The organism is Aeromicrobium camelliae (assembly GCF_003850045.1).
Classification (GTDB): Bacteria; Actinomycetota; Actinomycetes; order Propionibacteriales; family Nocardioidaceae; genus Aeromicrobium; species Aeromicrobium camelliae.
Window position 1 is genome coordinate 183,592 of record NZ_RQJX01000003.1, and the last position, 24,440, is coordinate 208,031.

Sequence of the window (24,440 nt, forward strand, 5' to 3'; positions counted from 1 at the left end):
GTCAGCGCGCCCAGCGACTGCGGGCCCAGAAGCCGACGAGGACCGCCGCCAGGAGCAGGAGGCCCGCACCGGTCCAGAGGTCCGTCTGGAACAGGATCGTGGCCCCGACCAGCACGCAGACGAGGAAGGCGTCGGCGACCCAGAACAGCACGCGCAGCGACGACATCTCGCCCACGGGCGTCACGATGGGCGTCAGGTACTCGATCGGCAACAGACCCTTGAACGCCGACGCGGCCCGGCAGGCCACGGCCAGCAACGCCAGCCCGCACCCTGACGCCGCTACTCCCCCGACGGCTGCGGCGGCGCTGATGACCACGACGAGCAGGACGGTGGGCACCACGAGGTGCTGCAGCGCCGTCCGCGCCGGGGTGAGTCCGAAGACCGGCGGCCGGGAGCGGTTGGCCGCCGAGAACCGCAACCCGTCACTGAGGTAGCAGGCGGCCGCGTAGCTCAGCGCCACCGCGGCGATCGCGATGATCGGCGTGGGAGCATCCTGGGCCGGACTCAGCAGCAGACCGCTCAGGCCCGCCAGGGCGATGCCGGCCGCGGCGCGTCCCGGCGAGCGCAGCAACCCGATCAGGTCTCGCCGTACGAGAGCCGGTGCGCCGAACGTCGGCCGCCACCCGCGTCCCCGCCGGGTCCGGCCACGAAGCACGTCCGCGGCGGACGCAAGATCCGCGGTGATCGCGAAACTCTCGACCTGGCTCCAGCGCAACGCCTGCGTGCGGAGCCGCGACGGCAGCAGCGCGACCACCATGCGTCGCGCCGACAGCATCGCGACGACCGCAACCACCGGCACGACCATCACCCACCACCGCGGCTGCGTCCCCAGCCCGGCCCAGGCGTCGTGAAGGGGCCAGCCGGCGGCCGCACTCAGCAGTGCGAGTGCGAGCGCCGACAGCCGCAATCTGGACTGACCGGCCAACCAGGCCACCGCGAGGAGGAGGCCGAACGCGAGGACGACGACGGCGAGGACGACCGCGGCGAGCGGGTCGGGCCAGGTGTCGCGGGACGCCACGACCACGAGGCCGGCGACGACCGCCACCGCGGTCACGCCGCCGAGGCTGCGCCACCAGAACGGGCGCAGCACGCGGGCGAGGTCATCGGGTCCACTGACCACCCAGTCGACGTACGGGGCCGTCGGGGCGACCGGCCCGCGTGTGCGGCCCGCACCGACGGCGGCGACGCCGAGCGCTGCGGTCACGATCGCGACGTGGACGGGGCCCACGTCCCGGGCCATCGCCGGTGCCAGCTGCAACGTGGCCCACCGCGCAAGCGGAACGACGAAGACGAGAACGGCGAGTACGGCGATGTAGATGTCGGTCGCCCGATCACTGGTGCTGGGCCGCTCGCGAAGCTCGCGAAGGAGCCGGTCCGGAGCCCTCACAGCTCGACGCGTCGTTGAGCCGCGCGCTCGACGAGTCCGTGGTCGTGGCAGGCCATCACGACGGCCTGCCCCTCGGCGACGGCGGCCTCCACCGCCTCGGCGAGCAGGCCTGTGCGGTGTGCGTCGAGCCGTTGCTCGGGCTCGTCGAGGACGATGAGCCGCGCCGGTCGGGCGAAGGTCAGCGCGAGCGAGAAGAGCTGCTGCTGCCCCGACGACAGCTCATGCACGAACCGGTCGCGCAGCGCGGCGATGGAGAAGCGATCGAGGTCGGCGTCGACGTCGGCGGCCTCCAGCTGCCACGTGGCGTGCACGAGTTCGAGGTGATCGCCGATCGTGAGGTCGGGGTACATGGCGGGCACGCCGAGCAGGGCCGCGATCGACGCGCGGGTGGCGGCGGATCGTTCGTCGACAGGTTCTCCGTCCAACAGCGCCTCCCCTTCGGTGGGCGCGAGCCGGCCGGTGATGATGCGCAGCAGCGTGGTCTTGCCCGAACCGTTCGGCCCCGTGATCGCGACGCACTCACCCTCGGCGACCTCGAGGCTGGCGGGTGGAAGGAGAACCTGGTCGTCGATGCGGGCGGTGACCTCGATGGCGGTCAGCATCGTGCTCCTAGTCGTCGAGCCACGGGTTGTACTTCATCCGCAGGGCCCGGTCGAGGGCGGCGAGGAGGCCGCCGATGCCGAGCGTCGTGTTGAGCCAGGTGGGGAGGTCGAAGGTGGGGACGCTCCACCCCGTGAGGTGGCCGAGCAGGTTCAGTAGCTCGGGGATCTGGGTGACGAGTGCGGCGACGAGAACCGTCCACGCGAGCGCGGCGATGACCCGGCTCGCGGTGGGATGCGAGCGCTCGAAGCGGGCGCGGCGCTCCTCGCCCGTGCCCGCGGCCGGCTGGAACCTCGTGCGGTCGCCGGCGGGGTCGATCAGCCGGACGTACTTCATGCCCATGAGGGACATCGCCGCCTCGACCCGCACTCCCTCGTCGAGCTCGAACCGGGCGGGCGACCGCTTCTCGTCGATCAGCCGCCCGTCACGGTACAGCCGGATCTTCTCGTCGAAGTCGAAGAAGTCGACGTCCACCGCGAGCTCGCCGTGTTCGTACACACCGCGCCACAGCACGTCCCAGCCGCCGAAGGGCTTCAGCTGTTCTCGGTCCGCCATCGGCGGTCAGCCTACCGACGCGAGGGCGAACGGGAGGACGCCTGGCGCTCCCGCGCGTCGCAGCTCCCGGGCGGCGACCGTGAAGGTCCATCGGCTGTCGACGAGATCGTCGACGAGCAGCAGCGGACCGGGCGCTTGCGCGACCGCGGCGGCGAGCTCCGGACCCACGCGGAATCGGTTCCACACCGACGCCAGGCGGAACGCGCTGTTGCCGCCGGGGCCGACGTGCGGGACGTTCGGATCGACGTCGAGGGTGCCGAGCAGAGGCAGCCGTCCACGCTGGGCGATCGCGGCCGCTGTGCTCGCGACCAGCTGCGGCCGGGTCAGAGACGGCATCGCGACCACGCCGACGGGTCGCTGATCCCAGGGCCAGTCGCGCAACGTGGCGACGACACCGTCGAGCAGCCGCTCGTCGATCGGGGCATCGGGGGCACCCGCGGCGAACACCTCGCGCAGGACGCCGCCCCACCCCAGATCGGTCAGCCGGGCCACGGCTCTGCCGGATTCGGGCCGCTCGTCGACGGCGATGCGCCCGCGCACCTCGAGGCCGCGCCGGTCCGCGCCCGTAGGCCACTGGCCACGCGGCTCGATCGGCACTCCGACTCGCTGCAACTGTCCCGACGCCCGCTCCGCCGCGGCCGCGGGCACGTCGGACGGGTACCACGGGCCGGCGCACACGTCGCAACGTCCGCACGGGGCGGCGGTGGGATCGTCCAACTCGCGCTGGAGCAGTTCCATCCGGCAGACCTCGCCGCGCTCGTACGTGAGCATCGCCCGTTGCTCCGCCTCGCGGGCAGCGGCGATCCGCGCATAGCGGTCGGCGTCGTACTGCCACGGCATGCCGGTGGAGACCCACCCGCCGCGCACCCGGCGCACCGCGCCGTCGACGTCGAGCACCTTGAGCAGGAGCTCGAGTTGTGTGCGCCGGACGTCGACCAGCGCCTCGAGCGCCGGAGTCGACAGCGGCTCGGGGCCCAGTTCGGCGAGGACCTTCTCGACGCGCTCCGGGTCCGGCATCGAGACCGTGGCGAAGTACTGCCAGATGTCCGGGTCCTCCGGACCGGGAAGCAGCAGTACGTCGGCGTGCTCCGTGGCGCGCCCGGCTCGGCCCACCTGCTGGTAGTAGGCGACCGGCGACGACGGAGCGCCGAGGTGGACGACGAAACCGAGGTCGGGTTTGTCGAAGCCCATCCCGAGTGCGCTGGTGGCCACGAGCGCCTTGACCTCGTTGCCCTTGAGCGCAGCCTCCAGCCGTTCGCGCTCCTCGGGGTCGGTGCGTCCGGTGTAGGCGGCGACCGGATGCCCGGCGTCGCGCAACAGCCGTGCGGTGTCCTCGGCGCCGGAGACGGTGAGGGCGTAGACGATGCCGCTGCCGGGCAGGTCGCCAAGGTGGGCGACGAGCCACGCCAACCGCTCCCGCGCCGACGGCAGCGTCAGGCAGCCGAGCCGCAATGACGCTCGCGCGAGGGAACCGCGCAGGGTCAGGACGTCGTCACCGAGCTGATCGGCGACATCGGCGACGACGCGGGCGTTGGCGGTCGCGGTCGTGGCGAGCACGGGGATGTCGCGATCGAGCTCGTCCAGCACCGTGGCGATCCGGCGGTAGTCGGGCCGGAAGTCGTGGCCCCAGTCGGAGATGCAGTGCGCCTCGTCGACGACGAGCAGGCCCATCCGCGCCAGCAGTCCCGGAAGCTGGTGCTCACGGAACTGCGGGTTGTTGAGGCGTTCGGGCGACACCAGCAGGACGTCGATCTCGTCGGCGGCGAGCTGGGCGGAGATGCTCTCCCACTCGTCGACCGTGGCCGAGTTGATCGCCGCGGCGCGCACTCCCGCGCGCTCGGCGGCGGCCACCTGATCACGCATGAGCGCCAGCAACGGGGAGATGAGCACCGTGGGCCCCGCCCCGCGCTGGCGGAGCAGCGCCGTGGCGACGAAGTAGACCGCCGACTTGCCCCAGCCGGTGCGCTGCACCACGAGGGCGCGACGACGGTCGTCGACGAGCGCGCTGACCGCCTCGAACTGCCCCTCGTGGAACTGCGCATCCGGCCGCCCGGTCAGCCGGCGCAGAAGCTCGACGGCCTCCTGGTGTGTGCTCATGCCCCGATCGTGTCAGGTGCTCACGACACCGCGGCCGGCTCGTCCACAGCTAGGCCTGCCGCAGCAGATAACGCTGAACCTTGCCGCTCGGCGTCTTGGGCAGAGCCTCGACGAAATGCACCGCTCGCGGGTACGCATGCTTGGAGTAGCCGTCCCGCACGAGTTCCTGCAGTTCGCGCGCGAGCTCGGCGCTGCCGTCCACGCCCTCGGCGAGGACCACGAACGCCTCGACGACCTCACCGCGGATGCCTTCGGGGTCGGGCCGTCCGACCACGGCGACGTCGACCACGGCGGGGTGCGTCACCAGCACGCTTTCGACATCGAAGGGGCCGATGCGGTAGCCCGCCGCCAGGATGACGTCGTCGTCGCGGGCGGTGAAGAAGTAGTACCCGTCCTCGTCCACGCGGCCGGTGTCGGCGGACAGGTACCAGCGGCGGTCGGGCGTGAAGCGCTCCGCCGACTTGGCGGGCTCCTCGTGGTACCCGGTGAACCAGAGCAACGGGCTGCCCGGCACGTCGATGGCGATCTGCCCGTCGAGCACGCCGGCGGCATACCCGGGCAGCGGCTGGCCCATCGACGCGTCCTTGAGCGGCTGCGCGACGTCCTCGTGCCAGTTGTTGCAGATGACCATGCCCAGCTCGGTCTGCCCGTAGTGGTCGCGGACCTCGACGCCGAGCGCGTCCTCGGCCCACTCGACGACATCAGGCGTGAGCGGCTCGCCCGCCGAGGAGGCTCGGCGGAGCCGGACACCGCTCACCAGACCGCTCTTGCTCAGCGCGCGGTACATGGTCGGTGCGCCCGCGAAGTTGGTGACGCCCAGTTCGCGAAGCACCGCGACGGTGGACTCGGGCGTGAAGCCCGACGCGAGCAGCAGGTTGCGGCGGCCGGCGACGAGCGGAGCGACGATGCCGTAGTAGAGGCCGTACGCCCAGCCGGGGTCGGCGGCGTTCCAGAACACGTCGTCCTCGCGCACGTCGAGGCCGTAGTGCAGGTAGGAGTGGAAGGCGGCCAGCGCGCGGACCGGCACCGGGACGCCCTTCGGCTTGCCGGTGGTGCCGCTCGTGTAGAGCTGCAGAAAGATGCCCTCGCCGCCGACGGCCACCGTCTCGGCGAGCGGTTCGGCGTCGGCGATGAGCCGGTCGAACTCCGCGCCGGTCTCGACCACGTCGATGCCCTCGATCGGATCGAGCTTGGCGCGCTGGTCGGGCTCGGTGACGACGAGCCGCGCCTTCGCCCCGGCCACGCGCATCTCGATGGCGCCGGTGGCGAAGGCGGTGAACAGCGGCACGTGCACGGCGCCGAGACGCCAGATGGCCATGAGCGTGACGACGAGTTCGGGACGTTTGCCCATGAGGACGGGCACACGGTCGCCCTCGCGCACCCCGCGCTCGGCGAGGACGGTGGCGAGGCGACGGGACTGCTCCGCGAGTTCGCCGTAGGTCATGTCGCGGGTGCTGAGGTCGGGCGCGACGAACGTGAAGGCGACCGTCTGCGGGTCGTGCCGGTCGCACAGGAGGAAGGCGACGTCGGCGTCGGGTGCGTCGTACGTGGCGAGCCATCGTTCGATCGTCGCGTCGACGGTGGTCGTGGTCATCGATGCTCCTTGAGCGGCGTGGACGGGTCGGTCACACTGTGCTCTGTGACACACTCCTCCGGCCACCCTCCGATGAGGGGGGTGACGTCCGCGGACCCGATCGCGCCGCGCGTCGACGCGGCGCTGTCGCGCGTGCGCCGCGCGACCGATGTGAGCTTGGCGTTCGGCGGCAGGGTGCACGAGGCGGGAGTGACACTGCGTCACTTCGACGGGGGCGTCGTCGGTCCGCTGCGCGGAGTGCGGTTGGACCTCGGGCACGGGCTCGGCGGCCGCGTGGTCGCGCAACAGCGGTCGTTGGCGTTCCACGACTACGTGCGCACGCCGCTGATCACCCACAAATACGATGCCATCATCCGGGCCGAGGGCCTGCGCGCCATGGCGGCGGTCCCGGTCATCGTCGGTCGCCGGCCGGTCGCGGTGCTGTACGCGGCGCTGCGGACGGCGCAGTCGCAGATGGACCGCGTGCTCGATGCAGTGACGCACGAGGCTCGCGCCTTGGAGCAGGAGCTCGTGAGCGAGGACGCGGAGCAGACCTGGCGGTCGAAGGCGCGTGACGCGCACGCCGAGCTGCGGCTGCTCGCCGCCCGGCTCGACGACGAGGAACTGCGGTCCGCCGTCCTGCGGGCGGCCGACCTGCTCACCGAGCAAGCCCCGGATGACACCGTGCCGGTGCACCTGACCGGCCGCGAACAGGACGTCCTCGCGCTGCTGGCCGGCGGCCTGAGCAACCGCGCCATCGCCGAGAGGCTCGACATCGGCGTCTACACGGTCAAGGACCACGTCAAGAGCCTGCTCGCCAAACTGGATGCGTCGAGCCGCTTCGAGGTCGTCGTGCAGGCTCGTCGCGCCGGCCTCCTGCCCTGACCCCCCTCCCCTCCTGCCACGAGACGACGCTGCCCCCGCCCTCCCTCGCGAGGAGGGAGAACGGGGGCAGTGACGCTGAGGTGGGTCAGACCTCTTCGCGGCGTCGTGTCGCGACGAGCATCGTCAATCCGGCGGCGGCCATCAGGGCGGCGCCGAGCGCGACGATGGCTCCGGCATGCGAGCCGGTGTCCGGAAGATCACCCTTCGCCGCCGCGGCCGGGGTGTCGGTGCCCTGGTCGTCGCCCGGGGCCGGGACCGGCGCCGGCGGGTTGGTGTCCACCGATGCCGTCGACGGGTCCGAGGTGACCGTTCCACCACCGGGCAGTCCGCCGGTGGCCGTGGCGGTGTTGCTCAGCTCGCCGGAGGCGAGATCCTCGGCGACCACGGTGTAGGTGGCGGTGCAGACCACGGAGTCACCCGGGAGCAGAGACTCGGCCGAGGTCGGGCAGGTGACCTGCGAGAGGTCCCCGGCACCGGAGAACTCGACCTCCTCCACGGTGGCGTCCGTGATGGTCACGTTGCCGGTGTTGCGCACCTCGAACGAGTAGGTCGCCACCTGACCGACCCCTGACGGCCGAGGCGACCGCCTGCGCCCCGTTCGCCTGGCTCGCCAAGGGCGACCTGCCCAAGACCGGATCGCCGGTCGGACCGATCGTCGGCCTCGGAGCTGCGCTCCTGGTCGCCGCCGGCCTGACCGCCCTGGTCCTGGCACGACGCCGCGAAGAGAACGAGGTCTAACCCACCTCACCCCACCGACTGCCCCCGCTCTCTCCCCCTTGAGAGCGGGGGCAGTCCCGTTCCGGGGCAGCGGACGGCCGAGGCGACAGCCGCTGACTGGTCAGATCCAGCACCGGACCGAACTCGCGTACGCCTCGAACTCGTGCCCGAACCGGTCGGCGAGGTGCCCCTCCTCCATCGGGATCTGCACCCGATCGACCCAGGCCACGAACATTGCCGCCGGAAGTACCGCGGCAGCCGACCGGCGTGCTGCGGCGTGAGCGAGGAGAAGGCCGGTCATCCCGACGTACATGGGATGGCGCGATCGGGCGCTCGGGCCGGTCGTCACGAGGGAGTTGGCGCGAGCCCCGGCGCGCGGGTCGACGGTGGTACCGGCGCGTCGAAAACGCTGAACCGCTCCGGCGAGGAAGTACACCGACGGTGCGGCGATGGCCGCACCCAGCACTCGCGAACCGCGTGTGGTGGCGCGGCCCCGTGTCATCAGCGCCTGGGCGGCGGCAGCACCCGCGGCGAGAGCGGCGGGGGGAATCGGTCGAGTCACGAGTCACCTCTATCGGTAGGGGTGCCTTCACGGTAGTCCGGGAGGCCGGCCGCGGCGGGGCGCCGGAGGGTGCTCAGCTCTTCGAGCCCGACAGGGCGAGAGTGCCGCCGAGGCCGATCATCATGACGCCACCCGCGCCGGACAGGGTGCTGAGGCGATGCGGCGAGCGAGCGAACCAGAGCCGGGCGGTGCCCGCCGCCAGGCCCCACGTGCTGTCGCAGACGAGCGCGATGACCTGGAAGACCAGCCCGAGCAGCAACAACTGCGCCCACACCGGCCCCGCTGACGGTTCGACGAACTGCGGAAGGACGGCCACGAAGAACGCGATGATCTTCGGGTTGGTCAGGCCGACGATCATCCCCTGTCGGAGCAACGCCCAGTCGGACGCGGGCGCTCGCTCCACCGACGGCAGGTGAGCCTCGCGCGAACGGATCGCCTGGATGCCGAGCCACACCAGATACACCGCTCCGGCGATCTTGATGATCGTGAAGGCGACGACGGACGAGGCGACGACGGCGCCGACCCCGCACGCCACCGCGACGACCGCGGGCACGGTGCCCAGGGCGTTGCCGACGACGCTGAGCACGGCGGCCCGCCGCCCGTAGGCCAGGGAACGCCCGACGACGAAGAGGACACTCGGCCCGGGGATCACGATGAGGAGCACCGAGGCGAGCGCGAACGCCAGCAGGTTGTCGACCGGGATCATGCGCCGACGATACGCCGCTCATCCCTGCGGCGTCACCGGATCGTGCGCACCGTCGCCCAGGCGTCGCCGCCAGGAAGCGGGACTGCCCCCGCTCGGAAGGCCGAGCGGGGGCAGTCTCGTCATCACTGCTGGGACTGCTTCTCGCCGAGGCGCTGAAGGAGCTTGTCGCCCTCGACGTCGAGGTCGGGCAGCAGCCGGTCGAGCCACCGCGGAAGACGCCAGGCGCGATCACCGAACATCGCCATCAACGCCGGCACCAACGTCATGCGGACCAGGAAGGCGTCGATCGCGATGGCGATCGCGAGGGCGAAGCCGAGCTGCTTGATCATCGGGTCGCCATTGAAGATGAACCCGCCGAACACCGAGATCATGATGATCGCCGCCGCGACCACCACACGGCTGGAGTGCGAGAAGCCGTCGACGACCGAGTCGGTGCCGCGGTGGCCGTGCACCCACGACTCGCGCATCGACGACACCAGGAACACCTGGTAGTCCATCGCGAGACCGTAGGCGATGCCGGTCACCAGGATCGGGGCGAGCGCGAGGACCGGACCGGTGGAGTCGAGACCGAAGAGCTGGTTGACCCACCCCCACTGGAACACCGCGGTCGTCACACCCAGCGTGGCGAGAATCGTCAGCAGGAAGCCGGCCGTGGCCTTGAGCGGCACGAGGATCGAGCGGAACACGAGGGTGAGCACGATGATCGACAGCACGAGCACGATCGCGAGGTAGATCGGCATGACGTCGGACATCTTCTCCGCGATGTCGATGCCCATGGCGGTCTGACCGGTGATGCCGAGGTCGAGGCCGTACTGGTCGGCGTAGCTCTGCGAGGCGTCGCGCAGGTCGTGGACGAGCGTCTCGGTGCTCGGGTCGGTCGGTCCGCCCTCGGGCACGACCGAGACGATGACGGTCCGGCCGTCCTCGCTCATCCCCGCGGCCGCCGCCGAGGCGACGTCCTCGTTGCCGCTGATGTCCTGCAGCACCGCGCCGACGGCCTGCTGGTCGACGGGTGCCTCGCCGGTCGAGGAGAGCACCACGAGCAGCGGGCCGTTCGAGCCCTCGCCGAACGCGTCGGCCGTCGCCTCGTAGCTCTCGCGCTGCACCGTGCCCTCGTTGTAGTTCTCGCCCGACGGCAGGCCGAGGCGCATGTCGAGCGCGGGGATCGCGGCGACGAGGGTGATGGCGACGACGCCGAGCGCGACGACGAAGCGGTTCTTGGTGACGAAACCGGCCCAGCGGCGAGCGGTCTTGTGATCGTTCTCGTCGGCCATGTTCACCGAGTACCGCTCGCGCGCCTTGCTGGACACGATGCGCTCGCCGACGAGTCCGAGCAGCGCCGGCAGGAGTGTCAGCGCGACGAGCACCGCGATGGCGACGGTCGCGGCCGCGATGACCGCCATGCTGCCCAGCAAGCTGATGCCGATGACGAGCAGCGCGAGCAACGCGATGACGACAGTGGTGCCGGCGAAGAACACGGCGCTGCCGGCAGTGCCGACCGCACGACCGGCGGCCTCGTGGGCGCTCAGTCCTGAGCGCATCACCAGATGCCGTTGGCGGTTGACGATGAAGAGGGCGTAGTCGATTCCCACCGCGAGGCCGAGCATGAGGCCGAGCACGAGGGAGATCGAGTTGAGCTGGTAGAAGTGCGCGAGCGCGAAGGCACCACCGACGCCGGTGCCGACACCGACGATCGCGGTGAGCAGCGGCAGACCGGCGGCCACGAGCGATCCGAGGGTCACGAAGAGGACGACGGCCGCGACGCCGAGGCCGATGACCTCACCGATGCCGACGACCTCGGGAAGCTCCTGCAGCGATCCGCCGGGCAGGACGCTGATGTCGGCCGCTTCCGTGGGTTCTTCCGCGGCCTCCAGGACGTCGTCGATCGTGCCGGTGGGGAGGTCGAAGGTCTGCTCGGTGAACTGGAACTGCAGCATCGCGACGGAGCCGTCGGGCGCGATCACCATGCCCGGAACGGGCTGTGCCTGCGGTCCCGTGCCGGCGACCAGCGGCAGCGGCTGCTCGAGTTCCATCCCGGCTTCCCGAGCCTGGAGCGCCTGCTGCACCTGTTGCACCTGCTCGGCCGCCTGCGCCGCCGCGGCCTGCGGGTCGGCCGACGCGGCCAGTTCTGCGGGGTCGACGACCGAATCGTTGTCGTACACGTTCATCGCCGCTTCGGCGAGCGCCGCTGCAGCCTGCTGGTCGTCGTAGAAGTTCCGGCCCTCGGGTGCCTCGAAGACGATCGCGCCCTGCCCGCCCGCGGCCTCGGGGAGGTCGGTGGCCAACTGGTCGATCACGTCCTGCGCCGGCACATCGCTGATGCGCATCTCCGAACTCATCCGCGGGGTGTTGAGGGCGAGCGATCCGCCGATCACGGCGAGCAGCAGGACCCAGGCCCCGATGACACGGAACGGATGCGCGAAGGCGAACTTGCCGAGCCGGTACAAGAGCGTGGACACCAGCGTCTCCTCAGGGTGAAGTGATAGACAACTCTCACATCGTAGAATGGTGGTGCAAGAACCTTCACGTCTTCGGCAGGAGAGTCATGTCACAGCGCCGCGATAGCCGCGCGAACGCCGAGCGGATCGTCGAGGCGACGCGCCAGCTGTGGAAGGGACAGGGCGCCCCCTCCCTCGAGCAGATCGCCGCAACCGCGGGCGTGGGGATCGCGACGCTCTACCGGCACTTCCCGAATCGGGCCGCACTGGAAGGCGCTGCGTTCACGCAGATCTTCAACGACGAGATCGGGCCGATCATCGACCGGGCCGCCGCGGCCGATCAGGTCGATCTCGTCGACGTGGCCGAACAGTTGATCGCCGTCATCGGCCGGTACGCAGCGGTGTTCACCGCGATCGAGCTTCCGCAAGTCACCGACGAGGCACTCGAAACGCTCGCCGAGCGATTCTTGGAGCTGATTCGCGACGGCCAGGAGGAGGGCGTGCTGCGCCGCGACCTCGAGCCGGTCGACTTGTTCTGGGTCCTGCGGATGCTGGTGCTCGGGCTCACCTCGCCGGTCTCGTCACCCACCGTGCGGCGACGGTACCTCGCACTCGTCATGCCATCACTCACACCGGAGGGGCCTCCGCTGCCCCCACTGACGCGTGACGATTACGAACGGTTCGGTGTCGCGGAGGAACGCCGCGGTCCGATGTCGGGCTAGGCGACCGGCTCGCTCGCCAGCTCGGGCACGCAGGTGAACTGACGGCGGTAGGCCACCGGGCTCGTGCCTCGCAGCGCGCTGAAGTGGTGCCGCAGGGTCGCGGCGTGGCCGAACCCGCACCGCCGGGCGATCTCCTCGACCGAGAGCCGGGTCTGCTCGAGCAGCTGCTCGGCGCGGGCGATCCGCTCGGCGGTCAGCCACTGCAGCGGCGTCGTCCCGGTCTCGTCGCGGAATCGCCGGGCGAAGGTGCGCTCAGACATCTGCGCAACGCGCGCGAGCTCGGCCACGGTGAGCGGTTGCTCGAGACGATCGCGCGCCCACTGCAGCACGTCGCCGAGCGCCTCGCAGTCCTCCGCGCGGATGGGGCTGGGGACGAACTGGGCCTGTCCTCCGCCGCGGTGCGGTGGCATGACGATGCGGCGAGCCGCCGTCGCTGCGGTCGCCGCGCCGAATTCGCGGCGCATCACGTGCAGGTTGGCGTCGATCCCCGCCGCCGACCCGGCACCGGTGATGATGTTGTCGTCCTCGACGTAGAGCACCGAGACGTCGACCTCGGCTTCGGGGAACCGGGCGGCGAGTTCGTCACCGTAGCGCCAGTGCGTGGTGCAGCGGCGGCCGTCGAGCAGCCCGGCGTGACCGAGGGCGAAGGCCCCCGAGCACGAGGCGAGAATCGTGGCACCGGCTCGGCGCGCGGCCCGCAACGCCTCGGAGATCTCGGGCTGTTCCTCGCGGTAGTCCTGCGTCGCCGCCACGGCAACCAGATCGGCGCCCTCGGCCGCATCGAGGCAGTGCTCGACGAGGATGTCGAAGCCGCTCGTCCCTCGCACGCGGCCCGGGCGGGCGGCACACGTGATGAAGTCGACTCGAGATCGCGTTCCTCACCCGCAAGCCCATGCTCAGCTGGGAGCTCGACGGCCGCGTGAGGATCACGCCCAGCGGCTCCGGTTCGCAGGTGGAACTGCACGTGGATACCGCACCCGAGCGGCCCAAGGCACTGCTGGACGGCAAGAAGAACCGCAAGTCCGCCGACAAGCTCGTCGAGCAGCTCAAGGCCGCTGCTTCCTGACCTCAGCGCAGTGAGGGGCGCCGGCCGGCAGGAGGACGCCGCAGCGGTAGCTCAGAAGAAGTCGCCCGCCGCGGCGCCGCCCGCGGGAGCCTCGGGCTCACGAGCCATCGGCGTGAAGCGCGAGTAGTGGCCCTGGAACGACACAGCGACCTTGTTGACCGGACCGGAACGGTTCTTGGCCACGATGATGTCGGCCTCGCCCGGCCGCTCGGACTCGCCAGCGCCGTGCGCATCGGGTCGGTTGAGCAACATGACGATGTCGGCGTCCTGCTCGATCGAGCCGGACTCACGCAGGTCGGACAACTGGGGCGTCTTGTCGGTGCGCTGCTCCGAGCCACGGTTCAGCTGGCTGATCGCGATGACCGGGACCTCGAGCTCCTTGGCCAGCAGCTTGATCTGACGGCTGAACTCCGAGACCTCCACCTGACGGTTCTCGACGCGCTTGCCCGAGGTCATCAGCTGCAGGTAGTCGAGCACGATGAGGCCGAGGCCGTGCTCCTTCTTGATCCGGCGCGCCTTGGAGCGGATGTCGGGCATCGTCATGTTGGGCGAGTCGTCGATGACGATCGGCGCGGACTGGACGGTCAGCAGGGTGCGGCCGATGGCGTCCCAGTCGCGGTTGGACATGCCGCCACCGCGCATATGGTGGATGGCGACCTTCGCCTCGGCCGAGAGCAGACGCATGGCGATCTCGGCACCCGTCATCTCCAACGAGAAGATGGCGCACGGGACGTTGTCGCGGATCGCGGCCTGACGCACGAAGTCGAGCCCGAGCGTGGACTTGCCGACACCGGGCCGGGCCGCGACGACGATCATCTGGCCGGGGCGGAAACCGGTGGTGAGGCGATCGAGGTCGGGGAAACCGCTGAGGACGCCCGAGACGTCGCCGTCGCGATTCTGGATCTGCTCGATCTCGTCGATCGTGTCGGTCATGAGGGCCGAGAGCAGGTTGTAGTCCTCGCCCTTGGTGGAGCCGTCGACGTCGAGCACCTCAGCCTGGGCGCGGTCGACGATCTCGCTCAGCTCGCCTTGGCCGCTGTGGCCGAGCTGAGCGATGCGCTGACCGACCTCGACGAGCCGGCGCAGCACCGCCTTCTCGTGGACGATCTGCGCGTAGTAGTCGACATTGGCCGCGATCGGCACCGAGGCCACGAGGTCGTGCAGGTACGTCGCTCCGCCCACGCGGGCGATCTCGCCGCGGCGTTGCAACTCGGCGGCGACGGTGATGGCATCGGCCGGTTCGCCCCGGTTCGCGAGATCGACGATCGTCTCGAAGATGAGCTCGTGGGCGGGCCGGTAGAAGTCGCGGGCCTCGAGGACGTCGGACGCCGGGTCGATCGCGTTCTTGCTCATGAGCATCGCGCCGAGCACGCTCTGTTCGGCAGCCATGTCCTGTGGAGGAACGCTGCCGGCCCCCTCGGGCTGCGGCTCCTCGTACAGGTCGGCGACGCTCACCGGTGACTCCCTCCTCGTGGTCTCGCGGACTACCGTACGGATGCCTACTGTCAGTTCGGCGCGACCCTCCGGCGAGCCACGTTAGGCCCCGCGAGCACCCCGGTTCCAGCTCGTTGTCCACAGGGGGTGTGGACGACCCGGCCGAATGTGTGGAGAAACGCCGAGGAGCGTGTGCACACACCGTGGATTTCTCTGTGGACATCCGGCCGCGCTTCCCCACAGGTGCTCTCTGACCTGCGCAAACGTGACTCACACGATGTGGACCGAAGAAAGTCACCGAGGAATTTCATCCCCAGGACCAGTTGTCCGAAACCGCGTGACAGCGGGGTCTAGACTGCTCTACGATGAGCGTTTTCCCCATCGTTGACGGCTGCCTGTGAAAGACGTCGACCGCCGGATCGTGGCCATCTCCGTGCCGGCCTTCGCTGCGCTCGTCAGCGAACCGCTCATGCTGGTCGCCGACACCGCGATCGTCGGCCACCTCGGCCGCGCCGAGCTCGCGGGACTCGCGGCCGCCTCGACCGTCCTCACCACCGTCGTGGGCCTGTGCATCTTCCTCGCCTACGGCAGCACCGCCACCGTCGCGCGCTATCAGGGCGCGGGCGACGACCGGCGCGCACTCGAGAGCGCCGTGGGAGGTGTGTGGCTCGCGGCGCTGCTGGGCGTGGCGTTGACCGCGGTCCTCGCGCTCGCCGCGCGGCCGCTCGCGACCGCGCTCTCCAGCTCGGCTGAGGTGGCCGACCTCGCCCACGAGTATCTCGTCGTCGCGGCAGCCTCGGTCCCCGCGATGCTGCTCGTACTCGCCGCCACCGGCGCCCTTCGCGGCCTGCTGGATCTTCGCACCCCGCTCGTCGCGATGATCGTGGCGAACCTCGTCAATGTCGTGCTGACGGTGACCTTCGTGTACGGCATGGGCGCCGGGCTCGCCGGTGCCGCACTCGGCTTGGTGCTCGCCCAGTGGCTCGCCGCGATCTGGCTGTGCGGGATCGTCGTCCGCCGGGCCCGGGCGCAGCAAGCCTCCGTGGCGCCACGGCTCGCCGAGGTCATCACTGCCGCCACCGACGGCGTCCCGTTGCTGGTCCGCACCCTGACGCTGCGCGCCTCACTCGTGCTCGCGACCGTCGTCGCCGCCAGCCTCGGCGACGCACCCCTCGCCGCACACCAGATCGCCACGACCGTCGTCTCGCTGCTCGCGTTCGCTCTCGACGCGCTCGCCATCGCCGGCCAGACGCTCACCGGCCGTACGCTCGGCGCGTCCGATGCCGCCGGCACGCGTGCCCTGACCCGGCGGATGATCGGGTGGGGCGTCGGCGCGGGCGCGCTCTTCGGCCTGGTGCTCGCGGCGGCGTCGCCGCTCGTCGCCCGGGGTTTCACGTCCGACGAGGCGGTGCTGTCCACGGTCGTTCCCACGCTGCTCGTCGTCGCGGCGATCCAGCCGTTGTCCGGACTCGTGTTCGTGCTCGACGGGGTGCTGATCGGGGCCGGTGACGGCGTGTTCCTCGCCTGGGCCGGGCTGGTCGTGCTGGCGCTCTACGCACCCGCCGCCCTCGTCGTCGGCTGGCTCGGGGTCTCCTTCACCTGGCTGTGGCTCGCCTACGGTCTCTTCATCGCCGCGCGCGGCGCGACCCTGTGGTGGCGCCAGCGCGGCGAGGCGTGGATGGTCCTCGGCAGCGCCCGCTGACGCTCCAGACGATCAGTGGGCGAGAGCTTCACCGGCTCCCCCTGAACTCCCCCGACTGGCGCAAAGTGGTGATCGACTGGCGCACTATGGGGGCGTTTCGGGCCGGATCGGCCCCATTCTGCGCCACTCGCGGTGAGGGGCGCTGTCGGGACGCGGGGTTCTGTCGGGACGGGGGTTCGGGGCCGGGCGATCGGTGGGTCAGCGGCGCCAGTAGCCGGTGACGTCGAGGCAGTCGCGGGCGACGTCGCGCTCGTTCTTGAGAAAGTCGCGAACCTGACGGATCGTGCGGGTCTCGCCGGCCACCCAGCAGAACACCTCGCCGGGCCACCAGTCGAGCTTGCGAACCGCTTCGATCCAGGCCTCCGGCCCCACGGTCCACTGGATCTCGACACCCGGCGGTGGCACGAGGTCCTGCTCGTGGGCGGGGTCGGTGAGTTCCACGACGACCTGGCCGCGCCACCCCTCGGGCCACTCCTCGAGGAGACGGCCGATCGCCGGCAGCGCGGTCTCGTCGCCGGCGACGAGCATCCAGTCCTGACCCTGCGGCAACAGCAGCGACCGAGTCGGGCCCACGATCCAGGCGGGGTCACCCGGTCGGACGCGCTCGGCCCAGCCGGACGCGAAGCCGACGCCGTGCCGCACGAAGTCGAGATCGAGCTCGAGGGTCGCGGGGTCGTAGCGGCGCGGGGTGTAGTCCTTCGCGACCGGACGACCGCCGGCGGCGCCCCATTCGAGCCGGTCCGGACCCTGGACGGGCAGCGGCGGACGCTCGCTGCCCTCGATCGGTACCAGCAGCTTGACGTGGTCATCGAACCCTTCGCTGCGGAACTCGGGCAGCTGGCCGCCCTCGACCTCGAAGCCGGCGAGCTGCTCACCGGTCAGGGTCACCCGTCGCATCGCGGGGCTCACGTCGCTGACCCGGACGACCCGCAACTCGCGCAGCACGGTGGACCAGCCCACGGCTTCGCGCCGCGTCCGTGCCATCAGTCCTCCGCCTCGAAGCCCACGATCGTCCAATCCACGGGAGCGAAGGTACTCGGACCGAGATTGCGGACCGCAGGGTCGAGGACCATGACCGCCGGGACGGGTGCGAGCGCGATGATGGACGCCTGCTCGGCTGCTGCGGCGTCGGCGGCGTTCACCGCCTCGATGAAGCGCTCGTCGTTCAGCTCGCCCCGGGCCGCCTCGAACGCACGGGTGACCGGCTCGGTGGCGATCCCGGTGAAGTTGCGGTTGGAATCGGCCGGCGTGAGCCGCGCCGTCGCCTCCTCGATCGGGAATGCCGAGGCGTCCCACGCGAAACCGACGATGTCGAAGGCGAGCGGGACCACCACGGACTCCTGGAAGTCCTCCGCCGGCACGTCCTCGACTCGGACCGAGATCCCGACCTCCGCCAGTTGCTCAGCGACGAGATCGGCGCGGTCCGCCCCCTCGACGTCGCCCTCGGGTACGGGGAACCTCAACTCCAGCTGCTGGCCGTCGCGGGCGCGGACACCGTCCTCACCCTCCGCCCAGCCGGCACCGTCCAGCAGCGCCGCGGCCTGCTGCACGTCACGCTTCGGCGCGGCGGCGGCGGCGCCGCGCTGGCCCGGGAGCAGCACGGTCGAGCCCATGGCCTCGGTGGCACCACCGCTGGCCTCGGCCATCGCGTCGGCGATCGCCGGTCGATCCACCGCCGCGGCGACGGCTTGCCGTACTGCGGGATCGCTCAAGGGGCCGCGGCCGCCGTTGAGTGTGAGCTGAACCCACGAGGTGTCGACGGCATAACGCCGGTCGGTGTCGTCGACGTCGGCGCCGATGGCGGCCTCGGGCAGCAAACCGTCGACTTCGTCAGCGTCATACGCCTCGGCGAGCACCTCTGGCTCAGCCACGCGCCATACGATGCGCTCGAGCAGCGGGGTCTGGCCCCACCAGCGCGGGTTCCGGGACAGCTCGATCGTGCCGGTCGCCCGGTCGATCCGGTCGACCACGAACGGACCGTTCGCCGGCACGGCTGTCTCCGCGAAACCGCCGGCGAACAGCTGCGGATCCTTGCTCACCGACTGGGGCAACGGCGGGTAGACGGCCGCCGGCCAGTCGGCGGTCGGACGAGAGAAGACGACCTGGTAACTCGTGTCGTCGGCACCGGGTCGGACCTCCTGCACGAGCTCGTACGCCGGATGGGCGACGGCCGCGGTCGCGGGATTGCGGACCGCCTCGACGAAGGCTGCGAGATCGGCGGCGCCGATGGGCGTGCCGTCCTGCCATACCGCGTCGGGGTTGAGTCGCACCTCGACGGTCAGCGGATCGTCGGCGACGATCTCCACTGACTCGGCGTAGTCAGGGTCGGTCTCCCAGTCGCCCTCCTCGGTGGGACGAACGGCCGAACCGAGAGTCGGTGCGAGGAGGTCGGCCGCGGTGTCGGTGGCGGCTCCTTCGCTCGTCCACGGATTGAACGAGGTGGGCCAGCCGGCCGCGGCGAGGGTGAGCGTTCCTCCGTCACGCAGCTCTGCGGCGTCGGCGCTGCGAAGGTCGCTGAACTGTACGCCGTCAGGGCGCGGGACGGGCTCGGGCTCGGGCGTGCTGCAGCCCGCCGCGAGGAGGACCGTGGCGAGAACGAGAGCGAAGGAACGCTTGATCATGGTGGAAACGACGACGCCGCCGTGACCTCGCAGGAGGTCACGGCGGCGTCATGGGTCACTTCGCGGCGACGACGTTCAGCGTGACGGACGCGGTCACCTCGGGGTGAACGCGGACCGTGACCTGATGCGTGCCGAGCGACTTGATCGGGTTGCCGACCTCGATACGACGCTTGTCGACCGACGCGCCGGCAGCCTCCATCGCCGCGGCGATGTCGGAGACGGTGACGGCGCCGAAGAGGCGCCCGCCCTGGCCGGCGTTGACCTGCACGTTGATCGGCTTGGCCTCGAGCGTGCCCTTGATGCCACGGGCGGTCTCGAGGTCGTGGACGGCGCGCGCCTCGCGGGCGGCCTTGATCGACTCGACCTGCTTGGCAGCGCCCTTGGTCCAGACGATGGCGTAGTTGCGCGGCAGCAGGAAGTTACGGGCGTACCCGCCCTTGACCTCGACGATGTCGCCGGGGGCACCGAGGTTGCTGACCTCGTGCGTGAGGATGAGCTTCATCTCGCTACTCCTTCGCTCAGCGACCGCTGGACGTGTAGGGCAGGAGAGCCATCTCGCGGGCGTTCTTGATGGCCTTGGCGATCTGACGCTGCTCCTGGACGGAGACACCGGTGACGCGGCGCGCGCGGATCTTGCCGCGGTCCGAGATGAACTTGCGCAGCAGCGCGGTGTCCTTGTAATCGATGGTGGTGACGCCGGCGGCCGCGAGCGGGTTGCTCTTCTTCTTCGGCTTCCGGACAACTGGCTTAGCCATGATGCTCCTGAAATGAACTGATCTGAGAGTGAGGGATTAGAAGGGGGGCTCGTCGGTGGCCTGGCCACCGCCCCACGCGTCAGCTCCACCCTGCTGGCCGGGCTGCGTGGCCCACGGGTTGGCCTGGCCGCCGCCCTGCTGGGGCGCGCCGCCGAAACCACCCTGGCCACCGCCGCCACCGAAGCCGCCGGCATTGTCCGAGCGCTGCGTGCGCTGGACCTGCGCCGTGGCGTACCGCAGCGACGGACCGACCTCGTCGACGTTGATCTCCACGCTCGTGCCGCGCGAGCCGTCCTGGCGCTCGAAGTTGCGGATCCGCAACGCGCCGGTGACGATCACGCGCTGACCCTTCTGCAACGAGCCCGCGACGTTCTCACCGAGCTGGCGCCACGCGGCGCAGCGGATGAACAGCGCGTCGCCGTCCTTCCACTCGTTGCTCTGACGATCGAAGACGCGCGGCGTCGAGGCCACCGTGAAGTTGGCGACGGCAGCCCCCGACGGAGTGAACTTCAGTTCGGGGTCGTCGGTGAGGTTGCCGATGACGGTGATGACGGTTTCGCCAGCCATGGGGCACAAGCCTTTCGCAGGAAGTGGTGTCTGACTCCAGTGAACCGTACGGCGACGACGATCGGTACCCGATCATCCACACCGCCGGCTCAGCCGGTCACTTGGCGTCGGGACGCGTGACCTTGATGCGGACGACCGACTCGTTCAGCGAGAGCTGACGGTCGAGCTCCTTGACCGTGGCCGGCTCGGCGCTGAGGTCGACGACGGCGTAGATGCCCTCGGACTTCTTGTTGATCTCGTAGGCGAGACGGCGACGGCCCCAGATGTCGACGTTGTCCACCGTGCCGCCGTCCTGACGGACCACGTTGAGGTAGGTGTCGAGGCTGGGAGCGACGGTGCGCTCATCCAGATCGGGGTCGAGAATGACCATGACTTCGTACTTGCGCAGTGCCACTGCGGGGTCTCCTTCGGTCTGAGCGGTTGCGGGCCTTCCGCAACAGGAGAGTCGTCGCCCTCGGTGGGCAACCCCCTGAGTCTAGCCGATGAGCCGAATCCACGGCCAATCCGGCAGTTTCCGGGCGGCCGGAACGCCAGCGGCGACCGGTCGGGTGATGCCGACCGGGCGCCGCTGGCGGAACTCGTCTCACTCGGTGGCGATGGCCCTCAGGACGTTGAGCCGGGAGGCGCGCCACGCCGGGGCGACCGCCGCGAGGATGCCGACGACGGCTGCGATCGCGACGAACACCACCAGCTGCACCCACGGGATGCTCAGGTGCGTGATGCCCTCCTCGCTGAAGGCGCTGCGCAGCGAGACCCCGAACAGCAGGCCCGCGCCGATTCCTAGCAGGGCGCCGAGGATCGCGATGGCGATGGACTCCAACCGGACCATCCGCCGCAGCTGGCGACGCGACAGTCCCACGGCGCGCAGTAGTCCGACCTCGCGCGTCCGCTCGATGACGCTGAGCGACAGCGTATTCACGATGCCGAGCACCGCGATGACGATCGCCAGGCCGAGCAGCGCGTAGATGAGGTAGAGCAGCTGGTTGACCTGCGCCCGCTGGGCCTCGGCGAAGTCCGCCTTGTTCTGCACGGTGACGGTCGGGACGTCCGCGATGGCCTCCTCGATGGCGGCTCCCACGGTGTCGAGGTCGCGGCCCGGTTCAGCGTTGACCGCCAGGGAGGAGTCAGCGCGCTTCAGGCCCGCTTCGTCGACGAGCTGCACGAGCACCGTGGCCGGTCCGACGACGTACGTGTCGGCGTAGACGCCGCTCACCGTCGCCGGCAGTGTGGTGCCGGGGAACTCCAGCTCGATCTCGTCGCCCGTGCTGACACCCAGCTGCTCTGCCATCGATTCGTTGAAGGCGATCTCGGCGGTCGACTCCGGGGCGCGTCCCGATTCGTAGGTCAGATCGAAGATCCGCGCCAGGGTGGCGGGATTCACCGCCGAGGCGTAGACGTTGCGGTCCTCGACCCCGAACACGACCGTCTGCGCAACCGAGACCTCCTCGACCCCCGGCACCTTCGCCACCTCCTCAGCGACGGTGGTCGAGAACGGCTGACCGATCGCGTTGGAGACGAGGAAGTCGGTGGTGAACTGCTCGTCCACACCGGCGTCGATCGAACGGTTGATGGAGGACCCGAGGACCGACATCGTCGTGACCAGCGCGAGTCCGATCATGAGCGCCGACGCGGTGGCCGCGGTGCGTCGCGGATTGCGCCGGGCGTTCTCGGTGGCGAGCTGGCCCACGGTGCCGAAGAGGGACCGGTTGATCACGCCGGCGAGCGCGAGCACCGGCAGCGCCGTGACCGGACTGGTCATCGCGACGGCCATCAACACCAGGAAGATGCCGGCGCCCAACCAGGCCGGGCCGCGCGCGACGTCCGTGAACAGACCGATCGCCATCAGGGCCGCGCCTAGCAGCGCGAGCACCACGCCGACGACCAACCGCTTACGGATCGTGCCCTCGGGCAGCGCGACCTCGTCACGCATCGCCGCGACCGGTGGCACCTTGGCGGCCCGTCGGGCGGGGAACCACGCGGCGACCATCGTGACGAGGATGCCGACGACGTAGGAGACGATCACCGTCCGCGGCGAGAACACGAGGGCCGTCCCGCTCAGGTCGAGACCGAACTGCCCGAAGATCGCCTTGAGCACCGCCGCGAGCCCGAACCCGAGCGCGAGTCCGAGCGTGGAGCCGAGCACGCCGACCACGAACGCCTCAGTCAGCACCGAGCGGGTCACCTGTCGGCGGGAGGCGCCCATCGCACGCAGGAGGGCCAGTTCCCGGCTGCGCTGCGCGACGAGGATCGAGAACGTGTTGACGATGAGGAACGTGCCCACCACCAGCGCGATCGCCGCGAACACCAGCAGGAAGGTGTTGAGGAAGCCGAGCACGGTGTTGATGAGCGACTTGCTCTCCTCGGCGAGCTTCGCCCCCGTGACGGCCTCGACGCCGTCCGGCAGCAGCGGCGTGATGCGATCGACGAGCTGCTGTTCGCTGACGCCGGGCTCGCCGGCCACGGAGATCGTCGTGTAGGCGTCCTGGCCGCCGAGGAAGAGCTGCTGGGTGCGCGGCGTGTCGAACATGACGAGGGTGGCGCCGGCCAGACCGCCGCCGGCGAATTCGACGATGCCGACGAGCTTCGCCTCGAGCTGCGGCTCCGGTCCGGCGGTCAGCATCGAGACGGTGTCACCAACCTCGTAGCCGGCGTTCTCGGCCGAACGCTCGTCCATGACGACCTCGTCGGGTCCCTCCGGGATCTTGCCCGAGCTGATCGTCGCGATCTGGTCGCCGGCGGAGTTGGGGGCGTCGTTCCAGTTGAACGTCAGCGTGGGCGCACCGGTCCCGCCGAGCAGCGACCCGTTCTCCTTGACGACGAACAGCCCCTGACCCTCGACGTTGCCGTCGGCGCGCTCGACGCCGTCGACGTTCGCCACCTCGTCGACGAGGGAGGCGGGCAGGGAGCGCGCGTCGAGGTTGACCGACTCCATCTCCAGCCCGGCCTGACCGTCCGACTCGAACCGCACGTTGGCGTCCGAGACGGTGCCGTAGACGATGTTGTCGAAGCTCTTGCCCATCGTGTCGGTGAACACGAGCGACCCGGCGACGAACGCGACGCCGAGGACGATCGCGAAGGCGCTGAGTATCAGTCGCAGCTTCCGCGCCGCGAGGTTCCGCAGCGTGACTTTGAGCATCTCAGTGCTCCTGCGGGGACGTGCTCATGGCGCGCTGCTGCAGCGCGGTCATGTGCTCGAGGACCGTCTCGGCCGTGGGCTTGCGCAGCTCGTCGACGACCTTGCCGTCGGCGAGGAACACGACGCGGTCGGTGTAGGAGGCGGCGACCGGGTCATGCGTCACCATGACGATCGTCTGACCGAACTCGTCGACGCTGCGGCGCAGGAACGACAGCACCTCGGCGCCGGACGTGCTGTCGAGGTTGCCGGTGGGCTCGTCGGCGAAGACGATCGACGGGCGTCCCACGAGCGCACGGGCGCAGGCCACCCGCTGCTGCTGACCACCCGACATCTCGTTCGGCCGGTGCTTGAGGCGGTCGGCGAGGCCGACCGCGTCGATGACCTGCTGGTACCAGTCGGGGTCGGGCTTGCGGCCGGCGATCGAGAGCGGCAGGAGGATGTTCTCCTCGGCGGTCAGGGTCGGCACGAGGTTGAAGGCCTGGAAGACGAAGCCGACGCGGTCGCGACGCAGGCGCGTGAGCTCCTTGTCCTTGAGCTGCGCGAGCTCAGTGTCACCGATGACCACGGACCCGGCGCTGGGCGCGTCGAGCGCGGCCATGCAGTGCATGAGCGTCGACTTGCCCGAGCCCGAGGGGCCCATCACGGCGGTGAACTCCCCCGCCATCACGTCGAGGGAGACTCCATCAAGGGCATGGACCTCGGCATCGTCTTTGCCGTAGGTCTTCACGAGGTCACGGGCGCGCGCGGCCACGGTGGCATCAGTCATGTTCTCAGCGTAGGAATGCCAGGGGACATCCGTCACTCAGGAGAATCCCTGATCACCCCCTGACGCGAACCGGGTAGCTGGTCGACTAGCGGCGAGGAACGAGGGAGCGTATCGAGTCCACCTCACGCAAGCGTGGTCTCGCTCCATCGCG

The 24,440-nt window shown here is 70.4% G+C and carries 24 protein-coding genes; 5 read left to right on the plus strand and 19 right to left on the minus strand.

Annotated features, from left to right (window positions below):
• Position 1: 1 nt before the first annotated feature.
• The 5 genes from EHW97_RS03910 to EHW97_RS03930 are packed head-to-tail and all read right to left on the minus strand — an operon-like array spanning position 2 to position 6,233.
• A complete protein-coding gene (locus EHW97_RS03910; protein WP_124235849.1) occupies positions 2–1,387 on the minus strand; it encodes a hypothetical protein in 1,386 nt (461 codons plus the stop codon).
• On the minus strand, positions 1,384–1,989 hold the full coding sequence (locus EHW97_RS03915) for an ABC transporter ATP-binding protein (protein WP_124235850.1): 606 nt from the start codon (positions 1,987–1,989) through the stop codon (positions 1,384–1,386). Before EHW97_RS03915 ends, EHW97_RS03910 begins: the two co-directional genes overlap by 4 nt.
• A 7-nt stretch (positions 1,990–1,996) precedes the next feature.
• Positions 1,997–2,542, minus strand: a complete 546-nt coding sequence (locus tag EHW97_RS03920) for a hypothetical protein (protein WP_124235851.1) — start codon at positions 2,540–2,542, stop codon at positions 1,997–1,999.
• 6 nt (positions 2,543–2,548) lie between these two features.
• Entirely contained in the window at positions 2,549–4,639 is a 2,091-nt protein-coding gene (locus EHW97_RS03925; RefSeq protein WP_124235852.1) for a RecQ family ATP-dependent DNA helicase, read from the minus strand.
• A gap of 49 nt (positions 4,640–4,688) precedes the next feature.
• On the minus strand, positions 4,689–6,233 hold the full coding sequence (locus EHW97_RS03930; protein WP_124235853.1) for an AMP-binding protein: 1,545 nt from the start codon (positions 6,231–6,233) through the stop codon (positions 4,689–4,691).
• 81 nt (positions 6,234–6,314) lie between these two features.
• Between EHW97_RS03930 and EHW97_RS15670 the strand changes: the two genes are divergently transcribed.
• Positions 6,315–7,097 (plus strand): LuxR C-terminal-related transcriptional regulator, encoded by a 783-nt coding sequence (locus EHW97_RS15670; protein ID WP_243696295.1) that lies wholly within the window; start codon positions 6,315–6,317, stop codon positions 7,095–7,097.
• Between the two features lie 85 nt (positions 7,098–7,182).
• On the opposite strand, the gene EHW97_RS03940 is transcribed toward EHW97_RS15670, so the two are convergent.
• A complete protein-coding gene (locus EHW97_RS03940; RefSeq protein ID WP_424922778.1) occupies positions 7,183–7,734 on the minus strand; it encodes a DUF7507 domain-containing protein in 552 nt (183 codons plus the stop codon).
• Here EHW97_RS03940 and EHW97_RS15940 point away from each other — a divergent pair.
• Positions 7,719–7,835 (plus strand): LPXTG cell wall anchor domain-containing protein, encoded by a 117-nt coding sequence (locus tag EHW97_RS15940; protein ID WP_366077192.1) that lies wholly within the window; start codon positions 7,719–7,721, stop codon positions 7,833–7,835. The two genes, EHW97_RS03940 and EHW97_RS15940, sit on opposite strands and share 16 nt — an antisense overlap.
• 100 nt (positions 7,836–7,935) lie before the next feature.
• Here EHW97_RS15940 and EHW97_RS03945 read toward each other — a convergent pair whose 3' ends face one another.
• From EHW97_RS03945 to EHW97_RS03955, 3 genes are all read right to left on the minus strand, one after another.
• Positions 7,936–8,376: a methyltransferase family protein gene (locus EHW97_RS03945; protein WP_208001864.1), complete on the minus strand. Its 441-nt coding sequence runs from the start codon at positions 8,374–8,376 to the stop codon at positions 7,936–7,938.
• 73 nt (positions 8,377–8,449) lie between these two features.
• Entirely contained in the window at positions 8,450–9,082 is a 633-nt protein-coding gene (locus EHW97_RS03950; RefSeq protein WP_124235856.1) for a LysE family translocator, read from the minus strand.
• Positions 9,083–9,204: 122 nt separating this feature from the next.
• Complete coding sequence (locus EHW97_RS03955) at positions 9,205–11,541, minus strand: MMPL family transporter (RefSeq protein ID WP_124235857.1); 2,337 nt, start codon at positions 11,539–11,541, stop codon at positions 9,205–9,207.
• 86 nt (positions 11,542–11,627) lie between these two features.
• Here EHW97_RS03955 and EHW97_RS03960 point away from each other — a divergent pair, with 86 nt between their 5' ends.
• Positions 11,628–12,242 carry a TetR/AcrR family transcriptional regulator gene (locus EHW97_RS03960; protein ID WP_124235858.1) on the plus strand — a complete coding sequence of 205 codons (615 nt, stop codon included), beginning with the start codon at positions 11,628–11,630 and terminating at the stop codon, positions 12,240–12,242.
• Here EHW97_RS03960 and EHW97_RS03965 read toward each other — a convergent pair.
• Positions 12,239–13,096 (minus strand): GlxA family transcriptional regulator, encoded by an 858-nt coding sequence (locus tag EHW97_RS03965; RefSeq protein WP_124235859.1) that lies wholly within the window; start codon positions 13,094–13,096, stop codon positions 12,239–12,241. The genes EHW97_RS03960 and EHW97_RS03965 overlap by 4 nt on opposite strands.
• A 38-nt stretch (positions 13,097–13,134) precedes the next feature.
• Between EHW97_RS03965 and EHW97_RS15260 the strand changes: the two genes are divergently transcribed.
• Positions 13,135–13,308 (plus strand): hypothetical protein, encoded by a 174-nt coding sequence (locus tag EHW97_RS15260; RefSeq protein ID WP_166367381.1) that lies wholly within the window; start codon positions 13,135–13,137, stop codon positions 13,306–13,308.
• Between the two features lie 51 nt (positions 13,309–13,359).
• On the opposite strand, the gene dnaB is transcribed toward EHW97_RS15260, so the two are convergent.
• Positions 13,360–14,697: a replicative DNA helicase gene (gene dnaB, locus EHW97_RS03970; protein ID WP_124235898.1), complete on the minus strand. Its 1,338-nt coding sequence runs from the start codon at positions 14,695–14,697 to the stop codon at positions 13,360–13,362.
• 442 nt (positions 14,698–15,139) lie between these two features.
• Between dnaB and EHW97_RS03975 the strand changes: the two genes are divergently transcribed.
• Complete coding sequence (locus EHW97_RS03975) at positions 15,140–16,444, plus strand: MATE family efflux transporter (protein WP_124235860.1); 1,305 nt, start codon at positions 15,140–15,142, stop codon at positions 16,442–16,444.
• 198 nt (positions 16,445–16,642) lie between these two features.
• On the opposite strand, the gene EHW97_RS03980 is transcribed toward EHW97_RS03975, so the two are convergent.
• The 8 genes from EHW97_RS03980 to EHW97_RS04015 all read right to left on the minus strand — a co-directional run bounded on the left by EHW97_RS03980 (position 16,643) and on the right by EHW97_RS04015 (position 24,289).
• On the minus strand, positions 16,643–17,428 hold the full coding sequence (locus EHW97_RS03980; protein ID WP_124235861.1) for a siderophore-interacting protein: 786 nt from the start codon (positions 17,426–17,428) through the stop codon (positions 16,643–16,645).
• Positions 17,428–19,065 carry an ABC transporter substrate-binding protein gene (locus EHW97_RS03985; protein WP_124235862.1) on the minus strand — a complete coding sequence of 546 codons (1,638 nt, stop codon included), beginning with the start codon at positions 19,063–19,065 and terminating at the stop codon, positions 17,428–17,430. The genes EHW97_RS03980 and EHW97_RS03985 overlap by 1 nt, the downstream gene beginning before the upstream one ends.
• Positions 19,066–19,120: 55 nt before the next feature.
• Complete coding sequence (rplI, locus tag EHW97_RS03990; protein ID WP_124235863.1) at positions 19,121–19,567, minus strand: 50S ribosomal protein L9; 447 nt, start codon at positions 19,565–19,567, stop codon at positions 19,121–19,123.
• A gap of 16 nt (positions 19,568–19,583) precedes the next feature.
• Positions 19,584–19,820, minus strand: coding sequence for a 30S ribosomal protein S18 (rpsR, locus tag EHW97_RS03995; RefSeq protein WP_067861076.1), 237 nt, complete (start codon positions 19,818–19,820; stop codon positions 19,584–19,586).
• Positions 19,821–19,856: 36 nt separating this feature from the next.
• A complete protein-coding gene (locus tag EHW97_RS04000) occupies positions 19,857–20,387 on the minus strand; it encodes a single-stranded DNA-binding protein (RefSeq protein WP_124235864.1) in 531 nt (176 codons plus the stop codon).
• 97 nt (positions 20,388–20,484) lie between these two features.
• Positions 20,485–20,775: a 30S ribosomal protein S6 gene (gene rpsF, locus EHW97_RS04005; RefSeq protein WP_208001872.1), complete on the minus strand. Its 291-nt coding sequence runs from the start codon at positions 20,773–20,775 to the stop codon at positions 20,485–20,487.
• Between the two features lie 195 nt (positions 20,776–20,970).
• Positions 20,971–23,523, minus strand: coding sequence for an ABC transporter permease (locus EHW97_RS04010; protein WP_124235866.1), 2,553 nt, complete (start codon positions 23,521–23,523; stop codon positions 20,971–20,973).
• A gap of 1 nt (position 23,524) precedes the next feature.
• Positions 23,525–24,289 (minus strand): ABC transporter ATP-binding protein, encoded by a 765-nt coding sequence (locus EHW97_RS04015; protein ID WP_124235867.1) that lies wholly within the window; start codon positions 24,287–24,289, stop codon positions 23,525–23,527.
• Positions 24,290–24,440 lie beyond the last annotated feature (151 nt).